The organism is Candidatus Sulfotelmatobacter sp. (assembly GCA_035504415.1).
Lineage (GTDB): Bacteria > Vulcanimicrobiota > Vulcanimicrobiia > Vulcanimicrobiales > Vulcanimicrobiaceae > Vulcanimicrobium.
Window position 1 is genome coordinate 25440 of sequence record DATJRY010000005.1, and the last position, 25038, is coordinate 50477.

Annotated in this window: 26 protein-coding genes; 1 reads left to right on the forward strand and 25 read right to left on the reverse strand. The window is 69.4% G+C overall.

Features of this window, described 5'->3' with window-relative positions:
• Positions 1 to 34 precede the first annotated feature (34 nt).
• The 15 genes from VMD91_01460 to VMD91_01530 form a co-directional block, all read right to left on the reverse strand.
• Positions 35 to 2224, reverse strand: coding sequence for a xanthine dehydrogenase family protein molybdopterin-binding subunit (locus VMD91_01460; GenBank protein ID HTW82716.1), 2190 nt, complete (start codon positions 2222 to 2224; stop codon positions 35 to 37).
• On the reverse strand, positions 2221 to 3207 hold the full coding sequence (locus VMD91_01465; protein HTW82717.1) for a xanthine dehydrogenase family protein subunit M: 987 nt from the start codon (positions 3205 to 3207) through the stop codon (positions 2221 to 2223). Before VMD91_01465 ends, VMD91_01460 begins: the two co-directional genes overlap by 4 nt.
• Positions 3207 to 3809 (reverse strand): 2Fe-2S iron-sulfur cluster-binding protein, encoded by a 603-nt coding sequence (locus VMD91_01470; GenBank protein ID HTW82718.1) that lies wholly within the window; start codon positions 3807 to 3809, stop codon positions 3207 to 3209. The genes VMD91_01465 and VMD91_01470 overlap by 1 nt, the downstream gene beginning before the upstream one ends.
• A gap of 57 nt (positions 3810 to 3866) precedes the next feature.
• The gene (locus VMD91_01475; GenBank protein ID HTW82719.1) at positions 3867 to 4205 is read right to left on the reverse strand and encodes a hypothetical protein; all 339 of its coding nucleotides are present in this window, start codon (positions 4203 to 4205) and stop codon (positions 3867 to 3869) included.
• Positions 4206 to 4239: 34 nt separating this feature from the next.
• The gene (locus tag VMD91_01480; protein ID HTW82720.1) at positions 4240 to 4683 is read right to left on the reverse strand and encodes a copper amine oxidase N-terminal domain-containing protein; all 444 of its coding nucleotides are present in this window, start codon (positions 4681 to 4683) and stop codon (positions 4240 to 4242) included.
• Positions 4684 to 4693: 10 nt separating this feature from the next.
• Positions 4694 to 5848, reverse strand: coding sequence for a flavodoxin-dependent (E)-4-hydroxy-3-methylbut-2-enyl-diphosphate synthase (gene ispG / locus VMD91_01485; protein HTW82721.1), 1155 nt, complete (start codon positions 5846 to 5848; stop codon positions 4694 to 4696).
• A gap of 159 nt (positions 5849 to 6007) precedes the next feature.
• Positions 6008 to 7108, reverse strand: a complete 1101-nt coding sequence (locus VMD91_01490; GenBank protein ID HTW82722.1) for a M50 family metallopeptidase — start codon at positions 7106 to 7108, stop codon at positions 6008 to 6010.
• The gene (gene dxr, locus VMD91_01495) at positions 7105 to 8259 is read right to left on the reverse strand and encodes a 1-deoxy-D-xylulose-5-phosphate reductoisomerase (GenBank protein HTW82723.1); all 1155 of its coding nucleotides are present in this window, start codon (positions 8257 to 8259) and stop codon (positions 7105 to 7107) included. Before dxr ends, VMD91_01490 begins: the two co-directional genes overlap by 4 nt.
• On the reverse strand, positions 8256 to 9137 hold the full coding sequence (locus VMD91_01500; protein HTW82724.1) for a phosphatidate cytidylyltransferase: 882 nt from the start codon (positions 9135 to 9137) through the stop codon (positions 8256 to 8258). The genes dxr and VMD91_01500 overlap by 4 nt, the downstream gene beginning before the upstream one ends.
• A complete protein-coding gene (uppS, locus tag VMD91_01505; protein ID HTW82725.1) occupies positions 9134 to 9868 on the reverse strand; it encodes a polyprenyl diphosphate synthase in 735 nt (244 codons plus the stop codon). The genes VMD91_01500 and uppS overlap by 4 nt, the downstream gene beginning before the upstream one ends.
• Positions 9869 to 10196: 328 nt before the next feature.
• The gene (gene frr, locus VMD91_01510; GenBank protein HTW82726.1) at positions 10197 to 10754 is read right to left on the reverse strand and encodes a ribosome recycling factor; all 558 of its coding nucleotides are present in this window, start codon (positions 10752 to 10754) and stop codon (positions 10197 to 10199) included.
• Positions 10747 to 11499: a UMP kinase gene (pyrH, locus tag VMD91_01515; protein HTW82727.1), complete on the reverse strand. Its 753-nt coding sequence runs from the start codon at positions 11497 to 11499 to the stop codon at positions 10747 to 10749. Before pyrH ends, frr begins: the two co-directional genes overlap by 8 nt.
• 3 nt (positions 11500 to 11502) lie before the next feature.
• The gene (locus VMD91_01520) at positions 11503 to 12111 is read right to left on the reverse strand and encodes a translation elongation factor Ts (GenBank protein ID HTW82728.1); all 609 of its coding nucleotides are present in this window, start codon (positions 12109 to 12111) and stop codon (positions 11503 to 11505) included.
• Between the two features lie 37 nt (positions 12112 to 12148).
• Entirely contained in the window at positions 12149 to 12898 is a 750-nt protein-coding gene (gene rpsB, locus VMD91_01525) for a 30S ribosomal protein S2 (protein HTW82729.1), read from the reverse strand.
• A gap of 230 nt (positions 12899 to 13128) precedes the next feature.
• Positions 13129 to 15081 carry a LamG-like jellyroll fold domain-containing protein gene (locus VMD91_01530; GenBank protein HTW82730.1) on the reverse strand — a complete coding sequence of 651 codons (1953 nt, stop codon included), beginning with the start codon at positions 15079 to 15081 and terminating at the stop codon, positions 13129 to 13131.
• A gap of 201 nt (positions 15082 to 15282) precedes the next feature.
• Here VMD91_01530 and VMD91_01535 point away from each other — a divergent pair, with 201 nt between their 5' ends.
• A complete protein-coding gene (locus tag VMD91_01535) occupies positions 15283 to 16659 on the forward strand; it encodes a tetratricopeptide repeat protein (protein HTW82731.1) in 1377 nt (458 codons plus the stop codon).
• Here the strand turns inward: VMD91_01535 and VMD91_01540 are convergent.
• The 10 genes from VMD91_01540 to rfbF are packed head-to-tail and all read right to left on the reverse strand — an operon-like array spanning position 16656 to position 25034.
• On the reverse strand, positions 16656 to 17348 hold the full coding sequence (locus tag VMD91_01540) for a sulfotransferase family 2 domain-containing protein (protein HTW82732.1): 693 nt from the start codon (positions 17346 to 17348) through the stop codon (positions 16656 to 16658). The two genes, VMD91_01535 and VMD91_01540, sit on opposite strands and share 4 nt — an antisense overlap.
• Positions 17348 to 18040: a sulfotransferase family 2 domain-containing protein gene (locus tag VMD91_01545; protein HTW82733.1), complete on the reverse strand. Its 693-nt coding sequence runs from the start codon at positions 18038 to 18040 to the stop codon at positions 17348 to 17350. The genes VMD91_01540 and VMD91_01545 overlap by 1 nt, the downstream gene beginning before the upstream one ends.
• 6 nt (positions 18041 to 18046) lie before the next feature.
• Positions 18047 to 18868 (reverse strand): NAD-dependent epimerase/dehydratase family protein, encoded by an 822-nt coding sequence (locus tag VMD91_01550; protein ID HTW82734.1) that lies wholly within the window; start codon positions 18866 to 18868, stop codon positions 18047 to 18049.
• Positions 18865 to 19602 carry a CmcI family methyltransferase gene (locus VMD91_01555; protein ID HTW82735.1) on the reverse strand — a complete coding sequence of 246 codons (738 nt, stop codon included), beginning with the start codon at positions 19600 to 19602 and terminating at the stop codon, positions 18865 to 18867. Before VMD91_01555 ends, VMD91_01550 begins: the two co-directional genes overlap by 4 nt.
• Positions 19599 to 21419, reverse strand: coding sequence for a glycosyltransferase (locus tag VMD91_01560; GenBank protein ID HTW82736.1), 1821 nt, complete (start codon positions 21417 to 21419; stop codon positions 19599 to 19601). Before VMD91_01560 ends, VMD91_01555 begins: the two co-directional genes overlap by 4 nt.
• Positions 21416 to 22186, reverse strand: a complete 771-nt coding sequence (locus VMD91_01565) for a TylF/MycF/NovP-related O-methyltransferase (protein ID HTW82737.1) — start codon at positions 22184 to 22186, stop codon at positions 21416 to 21418. The genes VMD91_01560 and VMD91_01565 overlap by 4 nt, the downstream gene beginning before the upstream one ends.
• Complete coding sequence (locus VMD91_01570) at positions 22183 to 22692, reverse strand: acyltransferase (protein HTW82738.1); 510 nt, start codon at positions 22690 to 22692, stop codon at positions 22183 to 22185. Before VMD91_01570 ends, VMD91_01565 begins: the two co-directional genes overlap by 4 nt.
• Positions 22685 to 23227, reverse strand: coding sequence for a dTDP-4-dehydrorhamnose 3,5-epimerase family protein (locus VMD91_01575; GenBank protein HTW82739.1), 543 nt, complete (start codon positions 23225 to 23227; stop codon positions 22685 to 22687). Before VMD91_01575 ends, VMD91_01570 begins: the two co-directional genes overlap by 8 nt.
• Entirely contained in the window at positions 23224 to 24282 is a 1059-nt protein-coding gene (gene rfbG, locus VMD91_01580) for a CDP-glucose 4,6-dehydratase (GenBank protein HTW82740.1), read from the reverse strand. Before rfbG ends, VMD91_01575 begins: the two co-directional genes overlap by 4 nt.
• The gene (gene rfbF / locus VMD91_01585; GenBank protein HTW82741.1) at positions 24267 to 25034 is read right to left on the reverse strand and encodes a glucose-1-phosphate cytidylyltransferase; all 768 of its coding nucleotides are present in this window, start codon (positions 25032 to 25034) and stop codon (positions 24267 to 24269) included. Before rfbF ends, rfbG begins: the two co-directional genes overlap by 16 nt.
• Positions 25035 to 25038 lie beyond the last annotated feature (4 nt).

The window sequence follows — 25038 nt, forward strand, 5'->3', positions numbered from 1 at the left end:
ACCGTTCGGCGCGACGAGCGCCCCTGCCCCTGCCCTAGGCCGTGAGCAGGGCCGCCGGCGTGATCGGCAGCACGCGCACGCGCACGCCGGTCGCATGGTAGACGGCGTTGGCCGTCGCCGCCGCGCTGCCGACGTTGCCGATCTCGCCGATCCCCTTGATGCCCAGCGGGTTGACCTGCGGGTCGGCTTCGTCGACCAACACGATCTCGACGCTGCCGATGTCGGCGTTGACCGGGACCAGGTAGTTCTCGAGCGTCGCGTTCATGATCCGGCCGCTGCGCAGGTCCTCCTGCGAACCCTCGTGGAGCGCCATCGAGACGCCCCAGACCGTGCCGCCCAGGAACTGGCTGGTCGCGGTGCGCGCGTTGACGATGCGGCCGGCGGCGAACGCGCTGACGACGCGCGCCACCTTGACCATCCCGAAGTCCGGGTCGACGTGCACCTCGACGAAGTGCGCGCCGAACGCGTGCGCCGCGTACGGCTTGGGCGTCGAGCGATCGGCGACGGTCTTCGCCGTCCCCGTGATCGACGTTCGGCCGGCGCGCTGCAAGATCGCCGGATACGTCTCGCTGCGGCCGGCGTCGTGCGCGAGCGCGACGCGGCCGTCGGCGAAGACCAAGTCGTCGTAGCTCGCGCCGTGCAGCGGCCCGTCGGCGCCCGAGACCAGCGCGGCGAGCTTGCGGCGCAGGTCTTCGCCCGCCGCGGCGACGGCGTTGGCGACGCTGGCCGTCAGCTGCGAGCCGCCGGCCACCGGCGCGTCCGGCAGCTCGGTGTCGCCCAGCACGAACCGCGCCCGGCTCACCGGCACGCCGGCCGACTCGGCCGCGATCTGCGTGAACGCGGTGTACGCGCCGGTGCCGATCTCCACGCCGGCGCTCGAACCGACCACGCTGCCGTCGGCGTTGAGGGTGACGTTCGCGGCCGCGGTCGACCGGTTCGACGGATACGTCGCGGTGCCCATGCCCATCCCGACCAGCAGCCCGTCCGGCGTGCGCATCGAGCGCGGCGCCGCCGTGCGACGCGACCAGCCGAACCGCTCGGCGCCCTGCAGATAGCACTGGCGCAGCGACTTCGAAGACCACGGTTTGCCGCTGTCCGGATCCGACTCGGCGTAGTTGCGCAGCCGCAGCTGCACCGGATCGACGCCGGTCGCGTAGGCCAGCTCGTCCATCGCCGACTCGAGCGCGAACGACCCGCTCGACTCGCCCGGCGCGCGCATGTAGGTCGGCGTGACCACGTCGTAGCGCACGCCACGGTGGGTGGTGACCTGATTGGGGACCGCGTACAGCATGCGCGTGATGACCGCGCAGTTCTCGATGAAGTCGTCGTAGCGCGAGACCGACGTGCGCACGTCGTGCGCCAGCGCGACCAGCGTGCCGTCGTGCCGCGCGCCGATGCGAATGCGCTGCTCGGTGTGCGGCCGGTTGCCGAAGCCGCCGAACATCTCGGGCCGCGTGAGCACGATCTTGACCGGGCGCCGCACGATCTTGGCCACCATCGCGGCCAGCAGCGTGTGCGGGTTCGTACCGCCCTTCGACCCGAACGCGCCGCCGACGAAGCGGGTGATGACGCGCACGTCGGCCGGCGCGATGCCGAGCACCTTCGCGATCGAGTCGCGCCGCGCATCGGGCCCCTGCGAGGCGTCGTAGACGGTCAGTCGCTCGCCGTTCCAGACGGCCTGCGTCGCATGCGGCTCCATCGGGTTGTGGAACTCGCGCGGCGTCACGTAGTGCAGGTCGAGCTGCACCGGCGCGCCCGCGAACGCGGCGGCGAAATCGCCACGGCTGGTGTCGGGCGGGTTGCGGTTGGCGCTCTTGGGCGTGAACTCGTCGGCGCCGCGGCCGTCGATCGTCGTCGTCGGCGGCTGTTCGACGTAGTGGACGCGCAGGCGCGAAGCGGCGTCGGTCGCGCGTTCGAACGTGTCGGCGACGACCAGCGCCACCGGTTGACGGTCGTACCACACGCGGTCGTCCTGCAGCAGCTTGAGCTTGCGATCCCCCGCGTCGGCGTTGACCTTGGGCGCGTTCTTGAAGGTGAGGATCTCGAGGACGCCCGGTACCGCGCGCGCTTCGCGCTCGTCGATCGCGACGATCCGGCCCAGCGTGATCGCGCTGGGGACGATGACGCCGTAGACGACGCCCGGCAGCGGCTCCTCGTACGAGTAGCGCGCCGCGCCGGTGACCTTGGCGACGCCGTCGACGCGCGGGACGCCCGGCCCGATCACGCCGCACCCCCGACCAGCGCCAGCGCGCGCACCATCGCGTTGCGCGCCAGCGTCGTCTTGAAGGCGTTGAGCCGCTGCGGTTTGGCGGCCGCCAACTCCGCCTGGGCGGCGGCCAGGTACGTCGCTCGGCTCGCCGGCTTGCCGATCAGCGCCGCCTCCGCCGCATGGGCCCGCCAGGGCTTCGCGGCCACGCCGCCGAGCGCGAGCCGCGCGGCGCGGATGACGCCGTGGCGCACGTCCAGCCCGGCCGCCACCGAGACGAGCGCGAAGGCGAACGAGTTGCGATCGCGCACCTTGAGGTACGCGCTGTTGCGCGTCAGCGCGGTGGGCACGAAGCTGATCGCTTCGATCAGCTCGTCGCGGCCGAGGATCGTGTCGCGCTCAGGGTCCTCGCCCGGCAGCCGGTGGAAGCCGTCGAACGAGAGGGTGCGCCGGCCGTGCGGGCCCAGCAGATGGATCGTCGCGTCGGCCGTCAGCAGCGCGACGGCCAGGTCCGAGGGATGGACGCAGATGCAGCGCGGGCTGGCCCCGAAGATCGCCATCTGCCGGTCGTCGCCGCCGATGGCGGTACAGCCCTCACCGTTGCGGCGCTTGTTGCACGCTTGGGTCACGTCGCGGAAGTACACGCAGCGCGTGCGCTGCATGACGTTGCCGCCGATGGTGGCCATGTTGCGGACCTGCGGCGAGGCGCTCAGCGCCAGCGCCCGCGCGATCGCCGGCGCCGCGGCGCGCACGTGCTCATCGTCGGCGACGTCGTTCATCTTGGCCAACGCGCCGATCCGCAGCGTCCCGTCGGATCGGGTCTCGATCTGCGCCAGCGGCAGCGCGCCGATGTCGATCAGCGTCGCCGGCGTCGCGCAGCCGATCTTCATCAGGTCGATCAGCGTCGTGCCGCCGGCCAAGAACGCGGCGTGCGGCTGCGTCGCGAGAGCGCGCTGCGCCTCGTCGGCGCCGGTGACGCGCACGTAGGCGAACGGCCGCATCAGCCGGCACCGCCGGCCGCGCGCACCGCCGCGACGATGTGCGGGTAGGCCCCGCAGCGGCAGATGTTGCCGCTCATCTGCTCGCGCACGCTGTCCGCGTCGAGCGGCCGTTTCTCGTTGAGCAGGCCGACCGCCGAGCAGATCTGTCCGGGCGTGCAGTAGCCGCACTGGAACGCGTCCTGGTCGATGAACGCCTGCTGCACCGGGTGCAGCGTGCCCTCGTGCGCCAAACCCTCGATCGTGGTGACGGCTTTGCCTTCGACCGCGATCGCCAGCGTCAAGCAGCTGTTGACGCGGCGGCCGTCGACCAGCACCGTGCAGGCGCCGCACTGGCCTTGATCGCAGCCCTTCTTCGTCCCGGTCAACCCGAGCCGTTCGCGCAACGCGTCGAGCAGCGTCACTCGCGGCTCGATGGTCAGCGCACGCCGCTGGCCGTTGACCGTGAGCGCGACCGCGACCGGGCGCGGGCCGCGCGGCGCGACGGTGACGGCGACGATTTGACGCGCAACGAGCAGCTGCGGTCGCAGCCCGATGCCGAACGCGACGGCCGGCAGCGCGGAAGCGACCAGAAACCGGCGGCGCGAGAGCTTGCCTGACGGCACGAGCGATCCTCCCTGACAGATCGCTGCTGGTATACCCCGCGCGGCGGGGCCTCGACGCTAAGGAGCCGTCGGCCGGCGCAGCTCGACGTTCCCGCGCGGCGGGAACGTGAGCGCATTTTTCCCCGGGATCCCGACCGAGGTGTAGGTGTCGCCGGTGCGCACCCCGACCGCGAACGCCGGCCGCACGTCCGGCCCCTCGTCGGCCCATCGCCGGGTGGGCCCGAAGCAGATCTCGACCCGATCGCCGGTGCGCACGTTCTTCAAGAACCCCTTGCCGTTGTCGTCGCCCCAGACCTCGAAGGCCGTGCCGTCGGCGAGCGTGACCTCGCCGACCTGATAGTGCGCCGGTCCGGTCGGCTGTCGAATCGCGGCCACCGGCCCCGCATCGCAGATCACGGCGTCATTCTAGCGACGAATCGTGTGGAGCGCGTTACGGTTCGTCGTCGGAGGCGCCGGCGACGAAGACGCCCGGCGAGCGGACGACTACGCGATCGCGGCGCGCGTCGAAGCGCACCGTCGAACCGAAGGCCGTCGCGATCGTCGCGCTGGCGACCATCGTGCGGCCGCGGACCGTGAACGGCGCGTGCGCCAAAACGATGCGGTGCCCGTTGAGGTTGGCGCGATCGGTCCCGGCACGCATCACGAGCACGTCGGTGCCCTTGCGCACCGTGATCGCGCCGCTGTGCGTATCGAAGCTCATCTGGGCGCCCGAGGCTTCGGCGACCGCGCGCAACGGCAAGAAGGCGCGGCCGTCCGCGGTGGTGACCGGCGAGACGTCCGAGGCGATCCGCTGCCCGTCGACGCTGACCGAGGCCGGGGTCGACAAGGCGACCGCCAGTGACGCGACCAGGGCGGTCACGGCGGTGGCGATCACTAGGCGGAGGCTAGGCAGTAGCTGGCTCACGATCGACCTCGTGGAGAAAGTCCGGGTATTGTTCCCGAATTACCTTCTCTATTTCTTCACGAAGCTTGGCCAGCAGTTCGACTTCTGGATAGGTGCCGACCAGCTCGCCTTTGCGGTAGATCGCTCCCTTGCCCTTGCCCCCGGCGATCCCGACGTCGGCCATCTTCGACTCGCCGGGGCCGTTGACGACGCAGCCCATGACCGCGACCTTGACCGGCGCAGTGTACTCCTTGGCGATCGCCTCGACCATCCGGGCCAGGTTGACGACTTCGATCTCGGCCCGGCCGCACGAGGGGCAGGCGGTGATCTCAAAGCCCTTCTCGCGGATCTGGAGCGCCTTGAGGATGCCCCAGGCCACCGGGACCTCTTCGACCGGGTCGGCCGCCAGCGAGACGCGCAGCGTGTCGCCGATCCCCTCGAACAGCAGCACCCCCAGGCCGATCGACGAGCGGATCGTCCCGTCGAACGGGAGCCCGGCCTCGGTCACGCCGAGGTGCAGCGGGTAGTGGGACCCGCGCGCGTCCAGCTCCTTGGCCAGCAGGCGGTACGCGTAGATCGTGTTGACGGCGTCATGGGCCTTGACCGAGATGATGACGTCGGTGTGGCCCAGGTCCTCGAGGATGTCGACGTGGCGCAGCGCCGAGGCGACCAGTGCCTCGGGCGTGTGGCCCATCGTCTCCTCGAGATCGCGCGCCAGCGAGCCCATGTTCACGCCGATGCGGATCGGGGTCTTGGTCGCGAGCGCGGCCTTGACGACTTCGACCGTCTTCTCGCGGCTGGTGATGTTGCCGGGGTTGAGGCGCAGCTTGGCCACGCCCGCGTCGAGCGCCGCCAGCGCCATCTTGTGGTCGAAGTGCACGTCGGCGACGATCGGGACCGGCGAGCGCGCGACGATGTGCGGCAGCCCGGCGGCGTCCTTGGGGTCCTGACAGGTGACCCGCACGACCTCGCAGCCGGCCATCGCCAGCGCGTAGACCTGCTCGAGCGTCTTCTCGTAATCGGCCGTGTCGGTGGTCGTCATCGACTGCACGACGACCGGGTGGTCGCCGCCGATCCAGACCTTCTTGGCGTCCTTCGACCAGCTCGACTTGTTCTCGAGCAGAATCGGCTTCGTCTTACGCCGCAAACGGATCACTTTAACGGCGCTCCGCCCCAGGCTCCGCGCCCCCCACGCCATGCGTGGGGCCCCCGAACCGCCCTCGCCGCGACGTGTCGAAGCGGGGACGATTCTTCTGCGCTCGGTCCATCACGGTAATCTCTACGAGAAACACGGGCTGTTCGACCTTCCCTGGCGTTAGAACGCCGTTTGGCCCGCCAGGGCCGAGGCGATGTCGTGGAACGAGACCAGCAGCATCAGCACGATCAGGACCGCGATGCCGCCGAAGTGCACCAGCGCCTCCTTCTCGGGGTCGACCGGTTTGCCGCGCAGCATCTCTACCACGATGAACGCACCGCGACCGCCGTCGAGTGCCGGGATCGGCAACAAGTTGAAGATGCCCAGCGAGGTCGAGATCATCGCCGCGATCGCGACGAAGAAGAACGGGCCGAACTCCTGTGCCTGACTGGCCGCGCGCGCCATCCCGATCGGGCCTTGCACTTGGCCGATGACCGACGCGGGGTGGACGATCAGACCGCCCAGCGCGCCGAGCGTCGCCGACCACACGAAGGCGAACTCGCGCCAGCTGTAGCTGAGCGCCTCGGCGATGCCGACCCGCTGCGTGGTGGGCAGCGGCGTGAAGCCCAGGTGCCCGTTCTTCGGATCCGCCGCCATGCCGACCGGCGTGAGCGTGAGCGCGTGGTCGACGCCGTTGCGCTGATAGACGACGCGCAGTGGCTTGCCGAGCGCGCCGTGGATCGTTCGCACCAGCACGGTTCCGTCGGTCATCGGCTTGCCGTCGATCGAGACGATCTTGTCGCCGGCTTGCAGGCCGGCGTTGGCGGCCGGCAGGTGCGGGACCAGCTCGTAGATCGTCGTCGTCGGCGCTTCGGCCGGAATCCCGAACGCGAGCGCGCCGCCGAACAGCAGCACCAGCGCGACGATGAAGTTGGCGATCGGCCCGGCCAGCACGATCCCCAGGCGCGTCAACGGCGTCTTGGCCTGGAAGTTGTCGGGATCGTGCTTGACGCCGGTGCGGAACTCGCGCTGCTGCTCGGCCTCGTTGGTCTTGCCGTCCTCGCCCTTCATCTGGCAGTAGCCGCCGATGGGGAGCAGGTTGAAGCGGTAGTTGGTCCCACTGCGCGGCGAGGTCCACTTGGCCAGCGTCGGCCCCATCCCGACCGCGAAGTCGGTGACCTTCACGCCGGAACGGCGGGCGACCAAGAAGTGGCCGTATTCGTGGAGCACCACGAGCACAGAGAGCATCAGCAGGTAGACGACCAGGCGTTCGAGGGTCATGAGCTCCGTACGGTTCCGGCCGCCCGCGCGTCCACGAACGCTCGCGCCGCTTCGCGAGCCGAGCGGTCTGCGACGCGCACCGCTGCCAGACTCAAGTCTTCATAGTCGACCCGTTCGAGCGCGGTTTCGATGCACGGGGCGATCTCACCGAAGCGTAACGTCCCCGCGACGAACGCGGCGACCGCCACCTCGTTGGCGGCCGAGACGACCGCCGGCGCGGTCCCGCCGCGGCGCAGCGCCTCGTAGGCCAGTCCCAGGCACGGGAACCGTTCGAGGTCGGGCCGTTCGAAGGCCAGCGTCGTGGCCGGCATCCCGCGCTCGCCGCCCAGCGCCGCCAGCGCGTCCGCGAAGGGACGGTCGGCGAGCCGGTCCGGATAGGCCAGGGCGTAGCCGATCGGTAGCCGCATGTCCGGCGCGGCCAGCTGGCCCAGCACGTTGCCGTCGGTGAAGACGACGAAGCCGTGGGCGACCGAGGTGCGGTGCACCAGGACCTGGACGCGCTCGCCGGGGACTCCGAACAGCTGCGAGGCTTCGATGACTTCGAGCCCCTTGTTCATCATCGTCGCGGAGTCGATGGTGTTCTTGACACCCATCTGCCAGGTCGGGTGGGCCAGCGCGTCGGCCACCGTCGCGTCGGCCATCTCCGCGCGGCTGCGCGTCCAGAACGGGCCGCCGGAGGCGGTCAGCACGATCGCGGCGACCCGCTCGGGCCGCGCGCCCTGCAGGCACTGGAAGATCGCCGAGTGCTCGCTGTCCACCGGCAGCAGCTTGGCCCCGCTGCGCGCCGCGTGCTCGACCAGCAAATGGCCGGCGGCGACGATCAGCTCCTTGTTGGCCAGCGCGACGTCGGTGCCCCGATCGACCGCCGCGAAGACGGCTTCGAAGGCGACCGCGCCGTCGGTGGCGGCCAGCACGACGTCGGCGCCGGTGCGCGTCGCGACCGCCATCAACCCGTCCGGCCCGTCGCCCGCGGTGGTGGCGATCCGCGGGCCATGCCGGGCAGCCTGCTGCGCCAGCAGCTCGGCGTTGCGCCCCGCCGCCAGCCCGACCACCTCGAAGCGCTCGGGGTGCCGTTCGATCACGTCCAGCGCCTGCCGCCCGATGCTCCCCGTCGAGCCGAGAATGGCGACGCGCTTGCGCGAGCCGGTCATGAATTGTCCCAACGGTACTGCGAGATCACGCCGATGAGATACAACGCGAAGTAGAACGCGATCCCGCCGAACAGGTAGGAATCGAAGCGGTCCAGGACGCCGCCGTGGCCGGCGATCAGCGAGCCCGCGTCCTTGACCTTGGCGTCGCGCTTGAGGGCGCTCTCGACCAGGTCGCCGGCTTGCGCCGCGATCGAGGTGATCGCCGCGACAATCATCCCCTGCCACCAGGAGACGTGCACCCACGGCACGAGCACGATCGCCGCACCCGCCGCCAGCGCCGCGACGAAGCCGCCCAGCGCGCCCTCGACGGTCTTCTTCGGCGAGAGGCGGGTGAGTTGGTGACGGCCGATCGCGCTGCCGACCAGCATCGCGAAGATGTCGGTGAAGGCGATGATCACGATGATCCACGACGTCCACACGATCCCGTCGTGCAGCGCGCGAATGGCGATGAAGTACGTGATCAGCTTGCCGACGTAGAGCACGCCGAGCAGCGTGAACGCGCTGCGCGCGAGGTAGCCGGAGTCGGCGGTGAAGGTCGCGACGCCGAGCGCGACGACGATCGTCGCGCCGAGCAGAATCCCCTCGTAACGATGAATGAGCCCGAAGTGCGTCAGCACGACGTACGCCCACGTCGCGGCCATCGCGACCGGCAGCTCGAGCTGCGCGCCCTTGCGGGCGGACAACCCGGCGAACTCGTACAGACAACCGGTCGCGATCAGCAGCACCAGCACGGTGAACGCCGGCGACCAGGCGACGCACGCGAAGCCGACGGCCGCGAGCAGCAGCCCGATCAGGATGCGCCGCGCGCCGATCCCGCCCGAACGGCGCGGTTCGTTGGCTGTGGTCGCGGCCGGCGCGGTCGTGGTCGTGGTCGTCACGATGCGGCCCGCCGGCGCTGGAACTCGGCGATCGCCTCGGCGAAGCGGTCGCGGTCGAAGTCGGGCCAGTACGTCTCGCGCAGGACCAGCTCCGCGTGCGCGACTTGGTAGAGCAAGAAGTTCGAGAGCCGCGACTCGCCGCCGGGCCGGATAACCAAGTCGGGGTCCGGCATCCCGGCGGTGGTCAGATAGCTCGCCAGCGTCTCTTCTTCGATCCCCTCGGGCGCCAGCCGGCCGGCGCGCACGTCGTCCATCATCCGGCGCACCGCGTCGCGCAGCTCGCTGCGCGCGCTGTAGTTGACCGCCAGGTTGAGCACCAGCCCGGTGTTGCCGGCCGTCGCCGCGGCCAGCTTCTCGAGCGCGTCACGCGAGGCGCGGGGGAACTGCTCCCAGCGGCCGATCAAATTGACCCGCACGCCGTTACGCGAGAGCTCCGCCAGCTCCGTTTGCGCGAAGTACACGCTCAGGTCGAGCAGCAATGAGATCTCGGTCGCCTCGCGCTTCCAGTTCTCGGTCGAAAAGCCGTACACGGTCAGCATCGGGATGCCCCAGTCGCTGGCCGCGCGCGTGACCTCGCGCAACGCGATGATGCCGCGCCGGTGGCCCTCGATGACGGGAAGCCGGCGGCGGCGCGCCCAGCGGCGGTTGCCGTCCATGATGATCGCGACGTGCGCTGGGAGCCGGCTGGGGTCGAGGGTCACGCCGCGCGGCGGCCGCAAGAGCGCGGGCATCAGAGACGTTCGTACCCGTCGTAGCCGACCGCGAGCTCGAAGGCGCCGTCGTGCGCCCCCGTCAGCGGGCGTACCCGCAGCAGACGGAGCACCCCCAGGCCCAGCGCCGGATACGGCGGGGCCACGACCCGGAGGCGAAGGGGGTGATCTCCGAGCGCAGCGCGAGCCTGCGTCCACGGGAGCATCGTGAGTGATTCGAGGTTCATGGGGTCATTTCATCGGCGGATCGGCCGCGGCCGAACGGCGACGGCGGATCGGCCGCAGGCCGAACGCGACGGCGGATCGGCCGCAGGCCGAACGCGACGGCTTCCGACGCAGTCGGAAGCCACTATACTTCCATGATCTCTTTTTCTTTGCCGGTGACCAGCTCGTCGATCTGTTTGGTGAACTTGTCGGTCAGCTTCTGGACCTGGTCCTGACCGCGTTTGATCTGATCGTCGGTGATCGTTCCGTCCTTGGCCAGCGCCTTGACGTCGTCGATCGCCTTGTGGCGCACGTTGCGCACCGCGACCTTGTGCTCTTCGGCCTTCTTTTTGACCAGCTTGACCAGCTCTTTGCGGCGGTCTTCGGTCAGCGGCGGAAACGAGAGGCGGATCGAGGCGCCGTCGACGTTCGGGTTGAGGCCCAAGTCGCTGGTCTCGATCGCCTTGCGGATCGCCCCGATGGTGCTCTTGTCGAACGCGGTCACCAGCAGCGAACGCCCGTCGGGCGAGTTGATGCTGGCCACCTGTTTGAGCGGCACGGCCGAACCGTAGGCTTCGACCTGCAAGCGGTCCAGCAGCGCGGGCGCGGCACGACCGGTGCGGATCGAGGCGAAATCGGCGCGCGTCGCCTCGAGCGCCTTGTTCATCTTCGCTTCCGTGTCGCGGTAGACGTCGTCAAGCATGCGTCACTCCTTCGGCGGCGGCGCGCCCGACACTCCGTCCGACGGTCGTCCCGATCGCCTCGCCCATCACGACGCGGCGGATGTTGCCGGGCACGTTCATGTCGAACACGATGATCGGCAGCGCGTTGTCCATACACAGCGTCAGCGCGGTCGAGTCCATGACTTCCAGACCCAGCTCGAGCACGCGCAGGTAATCGAGCTGGACGAAGCGCGTCGCCGAGGGGTCCTTGAACGGATCGGCGCTGTAGACGCCGTCGACCTTGGTGGCCTTGAGGATCGCGCTCGCCCCGACTTCGACCGCGCGCAGCGCGGCGGTCGTGTCGGTGGTGAAGTACGGGTTGCCGGTGCCGGCCGCGAAGATGACGACGCGGCCCTTCTCCAAGTGCCGCAGCGCGCGGCGGCGGATGTACGGCTCGGCGATCGCGTTCATCGCGATCGCGGTCTGCACGCGGCTGGGGACGCCGATCCGCTCGAGCGCGTCTTGCAGCGCCAGCGCGTTGATGACCGTCGCCAGCATCCCCATGTAGTCGGCGGTGGCGCGATCCATCCCGGCGGCTTCGTGCATCTTGCCGCGCCAGATATTGCCGCCGCCGACGACGACCGCGACCGAGACGCCTTCGGCGTGCACGGCCGCGACTTCGCGCGCCATGGCGACCGTCGTGTCGACGTCGACGGAGTTGCCGCTCCCGGCGAACGCCTCGCCCGACAGTTTCAGCAGGACGCGATCGTACGCCGGGCGTTGCAGATGCTAGTCCTCGCCCAGCCCGAACTTGGCGTAGCGGCGCACGGCGATCTTCTCGCCGAGCACGCCGCTGACCGACTTGACCAGCTCGCCGATGGTCTGCGCGTCGTCCTTCACGAACGGCTGCTCGAGCAGCGTGTGGTCCTCGTACCACTTGTTGAGCTTGCCTTCGAGGATCTTTTCGACCACGTTCGCCGGCTTGCCGGGCGGCACGGTCTTCTCGAGCTCGAGCTTGACTTCGGCCAGCACGTCGGAGGGCACCGAGTCCCGATCCAGGTAGGCCGGCGACATCGCCGCGATGTGCATCGCAACGTCGCGCACGAGCTCCTTGAAGCGCTCGTTGCGGGCGACGAAGTCGGTCTCGCAGTTGATCTCGACCAGCACGCCGATCTTCCCGCCGGAGTGGATGTACGAGCCCACCAGACCCTCGTTGGCGGTGCGCTCGGCGGCCTTCTTCTCGGCCTTCGACTGTCCGAGCTCGCCCAGGCGGGCCTTGGCCTTGTCCTGATCGCCCTCGGCCCACAGCAGGGCGTTGCGGACGTCGGACATCCCGGCGCCCGTCTCCTCGCGCAGGCGCTTGATCTCGTCGGCGGTCGGCTTGTATGCGGTATTCACGTGTTTCTCTTCGGCAGCTTGCGGTGGTCGGTGGTCGTCAGACGCCGGCCTCGACGGGCTCGGGCGCCGCTTCTTCGGCGTACTGCTGGTCGTACTCGGCGGCGTCGTAGGAAGACTCGGTCTCGGTCTTGCCTTCGATGATCGCGTTGGCGAGCGTCGAGACCATCAGGCGAACGCTGCGGATCGCGTCGTCGTTGCCCGGCACCGCGTAGTCGATCTCGTCGGGATCGCAGTTGGTGTCGATGACGGCGATGATCGGGATGTGCAGCTTACGCGCCTCGGCGACGGCGATGCGCTCCTTCTTCGGGTCGACGATGAAGATCGCGTCCGGCAGACGGTGCATGTCCTTGATGCCGCCCAGGAACTTCTCGAGCTTCTCAAGCTCGTCGGTCAGCCGCGCGACTTCTTTCTTGGGGAGCAGATCGAAGGTGCCTTGCTGGCGCATCCCCTCGAGCTCGCGCAGGCGCGAGATGCGCTTCTGAATCGTCGCGAAGTTGGTGAGCGTGCCGCCCAGCCAGCGCTGGTTGACGAAGAAGGTGCCGGCGCGCTCCGCCTCTTCCTTGACCACGTCCTGGGCCTGCTTCTTGGTGCCGACGAAGAGAATGACGCGACCTTCGCGCGAGAGCTGCTTGACCGCGTCGTAGACGTGGTTGAGCATCGTCAGCGTCTTGCCGAGGTCGATGATGTAGATACCGTTCCGCTCTTGGAAGATGTACGGCTTCATCTTCGGATTCCAGCGGCGGGTCTGGTGTCCGAAGTGGACGCCCGCCTCCAGAAGAGCGCGCATGGTAACGCCTGAGGCCATGATGGGATAGGGTCCTTTCTGAGCCCGCGTCGACCGTCCGTGGTCCCGTGGTGGGCGCATGCACCCCGGCCGCTCCGGGCCGGTGAAATGGTCGCCGCGAGCCGAGGGCCCGGGGCGCAACCGCTCGAGTATAGCACGAAGGCGCCCCCGGGCCCAATGGGTCCGAGGCCGCTCGGCAGGACGCTCGCTTGCTTTTGTCCGGGAGGGGGCGGCTAGTAGGTGCCGACCATCGTGAAGAGCTCACCGCCCGAGCCCTGGAGTTGGAACTCGCAGCTCAAGGCACCGCCGGCGTTCGCGTCGCCGAGGGCGTCGATGTCCCACTGCGCGGCCTGGTACGGCGGATTCACGCCGGGGGTGAAGTACTCGATCGGCATGTAGGCCGGCCCGGTACCATACCCGTTGTCCGCTGTGCCGGGCAGGTAGCAGGTATTGCCGAGGATCGTGAACGTGCCGTTGCTCTCGTCCGCGTTGATCGTGCCGAGCGGGGCGATCTGAGCGGTCACGTCGAGGTTGACGCTCTGGGTCACGGGGCTGCCGGCGACGACGTTCCAGGTCTGGCCGAGCATCGTGACGTTCAGCGGTCCCGGCGGAGCCGGCGTCGGCGAGGGGCTGGCTGTCGGCGTGGGGGCCGGAATGGGCGTGCCGGGTGCGGTCGGCTGATAGAGCGCCGCCACCTGCGCGGCGGTGAGGGCGCTGGCGAAAATCGCGTAACCGCCGATCTCGCCCGCCAGGCCCGCGCCGCCGGCCGAATACGACACGCGGCCGCTGATCGAGGCGTCGCTGGCGTACATGATGTCGTTGCTGCCGCCGCAGGGTTCGAGTTCGCTCAACGTCTGCACGCCGTCGACGTAGAGATACATTTGGCACCCGGCGGCGCCGGTGTAGTGCACGGTCTCGGCGATGAAGTGCGCGTTTCCGTCCGCGAACGTCGTGGCCGTGGAGGTCCAATTGTTGGTGGGGTAGAGCCCGATGAACGGCTGCGTCCCCGCGGTGGAACCGTTCTTCCACACGCCGATGTAGTAGTCGTTGATCTCACCGAACTCCGCGATCTGCGCGCCATTGGGCTTCGCCCAGAGCGCCACCGAGAAATCACTGGCCCACGCGCCGCTGCTTTGTTTCGCAAGCGGCATGGTCGGCAGCGCGACGCGTGGTGCGGCCGGACTGGGGAGCGCCGCGAAGCTCTCGAACGAATCGCTCAAACCCGGCACGATGCTGGTCTGACCGAGCAGGTAGTTCGTTCCGCTCTTGCCCTTGTAGGTGCCGTTGCGACCGTTGCCGGACGAGTCATAGGCGATGGTTCCGGTCGTCTCGTCGAGACGATAGTACGCATACGGCTGCAAGAACTGCACCGCGGCGTCGTAGCCGATGCCGGCCGGCGGAGTCGGTGCCGGCGTGGGCGTCGGCGTCGGCGTCGGCGGCCCGGCGCCGTACAAGCCTGCGATCTGCGAGGCCGTCAGTGCGCTCGCGAAGATCGCGACCCCGCCGATCTCACCCGCGAGCGGGTCGTAACCGGCTTGATAGGAGACGCGACCGCTGACACCGGCGTTCGAATTCGCATATCGGATCACGCCGGTTCCGCAGCTCGTCTCTTGCGTGCTGCCGGCGAGCGCGCCGTCGACGTAGAGCTGGTCCAAGCAGCCCGAGCCGCCGTTGTGCACGGTCATCGCGACGAAGTGGATGCCGCCGTCGGAGAACGTCGCCGAGGGCGCGGTGACGGTCGCGCTCGGATAGTCTTGCATCACCGGGGTCGTGCCCGACTCGCCCAGCCAGAAGTCGTTGACCTCGACGAATGACGCGGTCTGCGCCGTTGCGCCCGGAAGAACCCATGCGGCGACGGTGAAGTCGCTCTCCCACGTCCCGCCCGACATGCCCAGCGGCATCCACGCCAGCGCGATGCGCGGAGCGCTCAGCGCGCTCGACGTGGTCTTCACCGACCACGGCAATCCCGGCGCCACCGGGTTCTCTGCCAGCAGGTAGTTCGTACCGGCCGTGCCTTCATAGGTTCCGTTGAGGTTGTTGCCGGACGCGTCGTACGCGACCGTCCCGCTCGTCTCGTCGAGCCGGTAGTACGCATACGGTCCAAGCGCGAGTACCGCTGCGTCGTACGTGCTGCCGGGGACGGCCGAGGCGATCGCCGCTGCGTGTCGACGCGCATCGTCGGGCACGGCTTTGCCGGCCCCCGTGTGGCCGCCGGGGGAACACGCCGCAGCCAGGGCAAAAAGACCGAGGGTACCGGCCAACCACGACGCGCGCACCCGTGCTGACGGCTTCATAACGATACCGCCTTCGGCCCCGGCAAGGCTGGCCTTTGCCGAAAGCGACGTTTCCAGGTCCGTCCTAGCAATATTGGTAATCAAAGCCGCAACGTGCAGCTCGATATCCCGGCGCAGCTCGCAGCCGCGCGTGCCTGCGCCGAAAACGGACGACGCGCCGACGCCATCGCCGCCTATGCGCGCCTCCTGCGCGATGCACCGGGGACGCTCGACGCGATGCTGCCGCTGGCCGGGTTGTTCGTCGCCGAGCGGAACCTGGCGTTTGCGCGCTCGGTGCTCCTCGAGGCCGCTTCGCTCCACTCCGAGCGCGCCGACGTGTGGGCGCTGCTCGCCAACGTCCTGGTCGACCTCGACGAACCGGCGGCCGCGCGAACTGCCTACGAGCGCGCGCTGCAGGTCGATCCCGACCTGACGGTCGCGCACCTTGGCCTCGCGGTGCTTGGTGAGCGTGCCGGCGACGCGGAGGCGGCACGCCCCCATTGGCAGCGCGGCTATGCGCGCGGCGTCACCGCGGGCCCGAACTGGCATGCCCCGGGCGTGACGCGCATCCTGTTGGTCAGCTCGGCGGTCGGCGGCAACGTCCCGCTGCTGCCGATCCTCGACGATCGGCGCTTCGTGCGCGCCGAGATCTTCGCCGAGGGCTACACGCCTGCGATTCCGCTGCCGCACGACGCGCTGATCGTCAACGCGATCGGCGACGCCGAGCGGAGCGGGCGCGCGCTGGACGCCGCGGACCGCATCATCGCCGATCTGGCCGGCCACGTCGTGAACGCGCCCGGCCGCGTGCGCGCCACGACCCGCGTCGCCAACGCCGCGCGGCTGGCCACGATCGACGGAGTCGTCGCTCCGCGCGTGCGCGCGTTCGCGCACCAGCAGCTCACGGGCCCCGGCGGCGCCGAGCTGCTCGCAGCCGCGGGCTTCGCGTTCCCGTTGCTGTTGCGTGCGCCCGGCTTCCACACCGGGATGTACTTCGTGCAGGTCGAGAACGCCGACGCACTGGCCGGCGCGGCCGCGCAACTGCCGGGGCCCACGCTGCTGGCGATGGAGTTCGTCGACACCGCGGCAGCCGACGGTACCTACCGCAAGTACCGCGTGCTCGGGATCGACGGCGCGCTCTACCCGCTGCACCTGGCCGTTTCACGCAGCTGGAAGGTCCACTACTTCAGCGCGGCCATGGGCGAGAGCGAGCACTATCGCGAGGAAGAACGCGCGTTCCTCGACGCGCCGCGCGCGGCGATTGGTGCCGGCGCGTACGCCGCGCTCGAACGCGTCGTCGACGCGCTTGGGCTGGATTACGGCGGCGTCGACTTCGGCCTCGACGCCACCGGCCGCCTCGTGGTCTTCGAAGCCAACGCGACGATGCTCATCGCGCCGATCGACGCCGACCCGCGCTTCGCGTACCGGCGTCACGCCTTCGCCGCCGCGACCGAGGCGGCACGGGCCATGCTCGTGGCACGCCGACCCGCCTAGAACTCGTAGCCGAACATCTCGATCTCGCGGGCGAATTCCCGCGCCACCAGCTCGCGTGTGTGCGGCGTGTAGTACTCGCGATAGTTGGCCCGGGGCAGCCGGTTGAGATGGGGCAACGCGATCTCGCGGCCGATCCGCCGCCCGATCTCGGCCATGTCGGCGTCGACGGTCTCGACCCGTCCCACGAAGTCGACGATCAGCTCGCCGCGCTTGTCGGTGATGAACGGCAGGTACCCCGGCTCACTCGCGAAGTACGGCCGAGCCCGAACGTAGTTCGAGAAGTCGACGTTGGTGCTGATGAACGCGATGTCCGCAGCCGTCTTCGCCGTCTCGGGATACTGCTTGAAGATCTCGTGGAAGTACACGTACGTCGAGACGACCAGGTCCCACGGATTGCGCACGAAGGCGAACTTGAAGTAGTTCGACCAGACCTCGGCCGGAACCATCTGACGCAGGATGCGCGCCGGCAGGTGCTGCTCCATGAAATGCGAGATCTGGTTGAGCGCAAAGAATCCGCGCATGTCGCGGAACATCTCGACGCCGTTCGGGCTCTCGAAGAAGCGCGGCCACGCGTTCTGGTTGAGGAACTCCCACGCGGCGTCTTCGGTGTGCAGAGCCTGCAGCATCGAGCTGCCCGCGGTCTTCGGGATGTGAATGAAGATGAACTGGTAGCCGTGCGAGACCGGCATCAGAAGCGGTACCCGAAGCGTTCGATCTCCGGGGCGAAGTCGGCAGCGACGATCGCGCGGGTCTCGTCGGTGTAGTACTCGCGGTACTGCGCGTGCTCGGAGCGGTTGCGGTGCTCGAGCGGGATGTTCAGGCCGACTCGGCGGCAGATCTCGGCGAGGTCCGCCTCGATGTTCTCCACCTTGCCGACGAAGTCGACCAGCAAGTTGCCGCCCTGGTCGGTGACGTGCGGGAGCAGGCCGATGCTGTTCGCCATGAATTTCCGCGCCCGCACGAAATTCGTGAAGTCGACCGACGCCATGATGTACGCAACGTCGATCGCTTCCATCGCGACGCGCGGATCCTCGCTGAAGGTCTTCTTGAGAAAGAAATAGCTCGAGACGACGAAGTCCCATGGGTTGCGCACGAAGGTGAACTTGAAGTAGCTCGACCAGACCTCGGCCGGAACCATCTCGCGCAGCACGCGTGCCGGATAGTGCTGCTCAGGAAACAACGCCATCGGGTTGAGCGGATAAAAGACCCGAAGTTGCCGGAACAGCTCGGCGCCGCGCGGGTGCGCGAACAGCCGCGGCCAAGCGTTGCGCGCCATGAAATCCAGATTCGGCCGGACGGTCAAGAGCGACTCGACGATCGAGCTCCCCGCGGTCTTCGGGATGTGGATGAAGATGAACCGGTCGTCGTGCGAGATGGGCACCGTGATCTACTTTCCGATCGCGAGCGGCAGGGCCGCCTGGAAGGCCTTGAAGTAACCGGGCAGCTCTGCCAGCGGATCGCGCAGCGCGCGCGGGAAGGTCGCTTGCACCAAACCGGCGTCGATGGCGGTGACGACGATCTCGGGCGAGGCGTCGGCCACGACGACGCTGACCGGTGCGATGCGGGTGAGGACGCCCAGCAGCTCGCCGTGCGCGAGATTGCGGCCTGCCGCGAGGTTGAGGATGCGCGGGCCGCCGGTCAGCGCGAGATCGACCGTCCATGCGGCCACGTCCCGCACGTCGATGTAATCCTTCGACGAGGTCAGCGCACTGCGTACGCGCACGATGCCCTCGCTCGCGGCCTGCCGCAGGATATCGCTGAGGAACAGCTCGCTGCGCACCGACGGGCCGGCCACGTTCGAGAGGCGCGCGACGAACGCCCGCGGCGAGACCGCCAGGACCGCGCACTCGCCGGCGACCTTGGAACTCACGTAGGGATCGCTCCCGCCCGGGAGCACGCGGACACGCGCGTCTTCCCGGGTCGCGTCGGCCCCGTCGTAGACGCGCGTCGAGCTGAGGTAGACGAAGGAACGATGCGGCACCGCGGCCCAGCGCACGGCGTCGCCGACGTGGCGGCGGAACGCGAGCTGCGGATCGCGTGCGGCGCCCGACGCCACGCCGCCGGCGTAGACGATCGCGGCGTCGGCGTCGCCGGCGGCTTCGTCGTCGGTACGCCGCTCGAGTACCGCGAGCCCACGCGCGCGCGCTTCCGCGACGATCGCGCCGCCGACGAAGCCGCGCGCTCCGACGACGATGACGTGCGTGCTCACCGCAGGCGGCGCAGGTACCCGCCGGGGGCGTCGCTCAGGACGAGCCGATCGTCGACGTCGCGTGCCACGGCGAACTCGGGGTGCTTCGGCAGCCAGTCCGCCAGCGCCGTGCCGGGATTGCGCTCGGGCCCCCACGGGCGGTTCAGCGCGAGGTCTGCGGGCAGATCGGCGACCGAGGTACCGTAGACGATCAGGTAGCTGCCCGGCGTCACGAAGGGCGCGTAGAGGTCCAGCTCCTCGGCGACGTGCTCGTGCGTATGGTGCGAGTCGAGGATCACCAGCGTGCGGGCGGAGTCTCGCGCACGCGCCGCGACCTGCGCGACGATCGCCGGATCGGTCGACGAACCGTCGAGGATCGTGATTCCGGCGGCGAGGGGGTGAGCGTTCAGCCGCGCGCGGTTCGCATCGCGCATCGCGAGCTCGACGCCGACGACCTGCGGCTCGATCCCGGCCAGCCGCAGGATCGACGCGTACAGCACGAGCGCGCCGCCGAAGGCGACGCCGGTCTCGACCACCAGTGTCGGCTTCACTTCCCAGAGGATCTCGACCAGCGCGAGCACGTCTTGCGGCCACTGGATGATCGGGATGCCGAGCCATTCGAAGTTGCGGTGGTAACCGTACTCGAACCCTTTCGCCATCAAGGTGTGGCGGGCGTCGCCGACCGCTCGATCCTCGCGCATGGCGCGCAGCAGGTCGGGGTTGCGGGGATCGTTCGGCGAGCGGGGCGGTGTCACGGGTATTGCGATCCTCTCATCGTCGTCTCGAGCACGGGGGCATGCTGCAACCACGGTTTCATGGCCAGCCCGGCAAGTTGCACGGTCCCGTCCAAGACACGCGTCGGTTCGCGCAGCGACGGTACGCATGCGGCGAGGGCGGCGAGATAGGCCGCGCGTGCCGGCGCGAGCCGGCCGTCCTCGCCGGCCGCGCGCTGGTGGACCAGGCCGACGGACGCCGCGAGATGCGGCAAACGGCCGGCTTCGATCTGATCGTACACGGCCGGCCGCCAGTGCCGCTCCGCCGTGCGGGCATGCGTGAAGGCAGCCCGCGTCTGGGGAGCGATGCGCGCCAAAAAGTCCCAGCCTTCGTCGATCGCCAAGCCAGCGGCAAAGGGCCCGTACCGGTCGACCAAGCTGCGCCGGTGCGCGACCGCCACCAGCGGCACGCACGGCGCGACCGCGAGCGCCGCGCCCCACGTCTCGGTCGGATACTGCCACGCCACGCTCGCGAGCGGCACGAGCCGGCCCGAGAAGTGGCTCTCGCGCGCTTCGACGAGCAGGCTCACGTCTGCGAGCGCGACGTCGGCTCCCGCGACGATCGGAGTGACGAGCGTGGCCAAATGGGTGGGCGCGAACCGATCGTCATCGTCGAGATAGGCCACCACGGTGCCGGCCGCCAAACGAAGCGCGGCGTTGCGCGCGCTCGCCGGTCCGCCCCCACCCATCGCTCGCACGAAGCGCAAGCGCGGTTCGCCGACATACCGCGCGAAGACCGCGCTCAAGTCGGCGTCGCCGTCGTTGACGACGACGGCTTCCCAGTGCGCGTACGTCTGCGCTCGCACCGACTCGAGCGCCGTCAGCAGCTCTCCGATTCGTTTGCCCGCGGTCGGGATTACGACCGACACCAGCGGCTCGGTCGGAAACGGCCGCGCATCGGATGCTTGCAGCAGTGCGCCGATCTGCGCGATGGCCGGACCGCAATCGCGCGCGGTGGCGGCACGATGCTCGGGAGCGACGTTCCGCAGGTAACCCCGCAGCATCGCCGTGATGGCGAACTCCCGCTCGCGCACCAGGTCGGGGTGCGCCGCGATCACGCGCTCGTAGATCCGTGCGAAGTCGCGCACCAGGTCGCCGGACCGCATGAAATGCTCGCCGGACGGATTCGTCCCGTGGAACCGAATGCACACCAACGCACGGTTGAGAAACGCGACCTTCTTGCCCATCGCGATGAGCCGCAGCTGCAGGTCAAAGTCCGCGGCGACGTTCACGGATTCGTCGAAGCCGCCCGTCTCGTCCAGGAACGAACGCCGCAGCAGCATCGTCGGAAGCCACATCGAGCTGCTGCTGGCGAGCAGGTCGGCGAACTCGTTACGGCCCGGGCCGTACTCCTCGACCTCGATGACGCCGAGCAGCTCGTTGACTCGAATCGGCCGCCCCTCGGCATCCACCTCGACCGCTCGCGCGTAGGTGAGGTCGGCGCCGGGGTACCGGTGCACCAGGTCCTCGAGCGCGTCGAGGTGCCCGGGTAGCAGAAAATCGTCAGCCGAAAGGAAGACGACGTACTCCCCGCCGCTGTGGCGCCAGCCGATGTTGTGATTCGCGTTGCGCCCGACGTTCTCGGCGTTGAAGATCAGCCGGACGCGCGGATCGCTCGCGTACCGCTCCATGACCGCGCGTGAGCCGTCGGTCGACGCATTGTCGACCACGACGAGCTCCAGGGCCGGGTACTCCTGGGATAAGACGCTCTCGATCGCCTGGCCCAAGAAACGCTCGTAGTTGTACGATGTGATGACGACGCTGATCGTCGGTCGCACACGCACGGTATCGGCGCTCATGCCGGCGGCTTCAAGAGCAGCGCCTGCCCGGTCGGCATCGAGAGAATCACGCATCCCTTCTCGCGCGCGAACGCGTCGAGCGCGGCGCGCTGCGCCTCGTGTCCCGGAACGTACGCGTAGTCGTCGAACACGACCGGAGCGCCCGGCACGAGCTTGTCCCAGAAGTACTCGATCGCCGCTCGTTCCGGCACGACGGCGTTCATGTCGATCATCAGGTAGGCGACCTTCTCCGAGCGAACCTGCGTCAGCGTCTCGGGAACACGTCCCTTCACGAGCACGACGTTCGGGTAGGCCGCGAAATTGCGACGCACCAGCTCGTACGTGTCGCCGTAGTACGCGTCGTAGTACTCTTCCAGGCCAGCGGCCCGCTCGGCGTCGGTGAGCTGCTCGGCCGGAAACCCCGCGAACGTGTCGAGCAGGTAGAAGCGGCGATCCGAAAGCCGCTCGAAGCCGACGTACGAGCAGACTGCCCGGGATACCATCCCGGTGTCGACGCCGCACTCCACGAAGTCGCCTTCGAGCCGGCTAGCCAGTGTCGCGGCCCAGCACGGCAGGTAGATGCGCCACTCCACGTGCAGGTTCGCGCCGAAGCGGTGGCCGCTCGAAACGGCCGCTTCGTACGCCCGCACGAAGCGCGGATCGTGCATCCACTCGACCGAATGGCGCGTCGCCATCCCGTCGGTGTTGTAGCTCAACGGCCCACGCACCAGCGTGCGGCCGTCCGCCAACGGAAAGCTCAGCGTGATGTCGAGGCGGTCGAGGCTCATGCCGGGGTCCTTTCGTCCTGGCCGCGGACGCCGACCGGGACGGCGCGGTTGCCGGCGACGATCGTGAAGGGCGGGACTTCGCCGCGCACGACCGAGCCGGCCGCGACGACCGCACCGCGGCGCAGGATCGTACCGTCGAGCAGTACCGAGCCGGCACCCACCCAGACGTCGTCCTCGATCGTGATGCCGCCCCGGCTGGGGCGAAACCCTTGCAGCCGCACCGGAACCTCGCGGTCGCCGTATTCGTGATCGGTCGGCGCCAGCACGCAGTTCGCCGCAAGCAGCACGTCCCGCCCCATCGTGATCCCGTTGCCGGAGTAGAGCACGCAGCCGCTGTTGACGTAGCACCAGTCGCCGATGATGACGTCGCCGAGGCCGCCCGAGAAGACGACCTTGACGAACGCATCGATCATGACGTGCTCGCCGATGACCAGGCGCGACCCCTTCACGCTGTCCTCGAGATCGCACAGGGGCGAGATGCGCGCCGTGGCGGCGATGCTATGCACGCAAGAACTCCGCGAGGCTCGGCGCGGCGGCGTCGCGCGGCGAAACGATCGGATCGGCCAGCGGCCAGGCGATGCCGAGCGCGGGATCCGACCAGCGGATCGAGCGGGCCGCCTGCGGGGCATACCGGCTGCTCATCGCGTACAGCACGTCGGTCTCATCCTCCAGCGTTTGATAGCCGTGCGCGCAACCGGCCGGCACGAACACGGCGTCGCCGCGCAGCGCGTCGAGCACGACCGCGACACCCTGCAAGTACGTCGGCGATCCCGGCCGCAGATCGACGAACGCGTCGAAGATCGCGCCGGCGACGCAGCGCACGAACTTCGCCTCGGCGTGCGGTTCGACTTGCAGGTGCATTCCGCGCAACGTCCCGCGACGCGTGCTGCGCGCCAGCGACTGCTGGACGAAGTCGACCGCGATGCCGGCACCCGCGAGCTCGTCGGCGCACCACGTGCGGGCGAAGAAGCCGCGCTCGTCCGCGACCGGCTCGAGACGGGCCAGGAACGCCCCCGTGACGGCGAGCGGCTCGAAGATCACCGCGGCACCAGCGCGCCGAGCTGTTCGAGCGTCAGCGCGGTCAGGTCGTCGCGGCCGCCGCCGGCGGCGCGATACCACGCCGCCGTCGCCGCGGCCGCCGCGGCGACGTCGTAGCGCTGCCGCCAGCCGAGCTCGCGCTCGGCCAGCGCCGGGTCGAGCGCCAGCGTCGGCGCTTCTTCTTTCCCGTCGGCGCGGGGCACGATCTCGATTCCGACGCCACCGCCGAGGCCGTCGATGAGCGCGCGGGCCAAGTCGGCCACGCTGCGACGATCGCCGGGCGGCGGTCCGAAGTTGTACGCACCCGACGCGACACCCGTTCCGTCCAGCAGACGCTCCGCGATCAGCACGTAGCCCGACAAGGCGTCGGCGACGTGCTGCCAGGGGCGCACGGCGGTCGGATTCCGCAGCACGACCGGCTCGCCGCGCTCCCAGGCGCGCACGATGTCGGGGACGATCCGGTCCGCGCTGCGGTCGCCGCCGCCGATCACGTTGCCGGCCCGCGCCGCGACGACCGGCACGCCGAACGCCGCCCGGTACGATGCGGTCACGAGCTCGGCGCACGCCTTGCTGGCGGAATAGGCGTCGATCCCGCCCAGCGGATCGTCTTCGCGAAACGCGCGCCCGGCGCCGTCGTTGCGATACACCTTGTCGGTGGTGACCATTACCACGGCGCCCACGCCGGCCCGGCGCGCCGCTTCGAGCACGTTCAGCGAGCCGACGACGTTCGTCGTGTACGTTCCGAGCGGATCGTCGTACGAGGCACGCACGATCGGCTGCGCGGCGAGATGGAACACGATCTCGGGCCGTGCCGCCGCGAACGCGGCGGCAACCGTGGCGGGGTCGCGCACGTCGCCGATGCGCGAGTCGACGCGGCGGCCGATCGCGAGCTGTTCGAACACCGACGGATCGGTTGCCACCGGCAACGCCAGTCCGGTCACCCGCGCGCCGTGCTCGTGCAGCCAGAGCGCGAGCCAGCCGCCCTTGAATCCGGTGTGGCCGGTCAGCAGCACGCGCCGGCCGCGCCACAACGCGGTCCGGCTCACCAGGTCCGCCACGGAGCCTCGCCGCTCGCCCAGTGCTCTTCGAGGATCGTCTTGTCGCGCACGGTGTCGAGCGGGTGCCAGAAGCCTTCGTGCCGGTATGCGGCCAACCGCCCTTCGGCCGCGAGCCGCTCGAGCGGCTCGCGCTCGAAGTGCGTCTCGTCGCCGGCGATCACGTCGAACACCTCGGGCTCGAGCACGAAGAAGCCGCCGTTGATCCAGCCGCCGTCACCGTCGGGTTTCTCGCGGAAGCGCTCGACCAGCGACCCGTGGATCTCGATCGCGCCGAACCGGCCCGGCGGCTTGACCGCCGTCAACGTCGCCGATGCCCCGGCCGCCCGGTGGTGCGCGAGCAGCGCACCCAGGTCGACGTCCGACACGCCGTCACCGTAGGTCGCGTAGAACGTCTCACCGGCCACGTAGTCGCGAACGCGCTTGAGCCGTCCGCCCGTCATCGTCGTATCGCCGGTATCGACCAGCGTCACCCGCCACGGCTCCGAGGCGGTGCGATGGACGGTCACGTCGCTGTTCGAGAGGTCGACGGTGACGTCCGAGTTGTGCGCGTAGAAGTTGAGGAAGTACTCCTTGATCGCGAACCCCTTGTAGCCCAGGCACAGCACGAACTCGGTCACGCCTTGCTGCGCGAACCCTTTCATGATGTGCCACAGAATGGGCCGACCGCCGATCTCGACCATCGGCTTGGGACGCACGGTGGTCTCCTCGCTGATGCGCGTACCCAGCCCGCCCGCCAAGATGATCGCTTTCATAGCC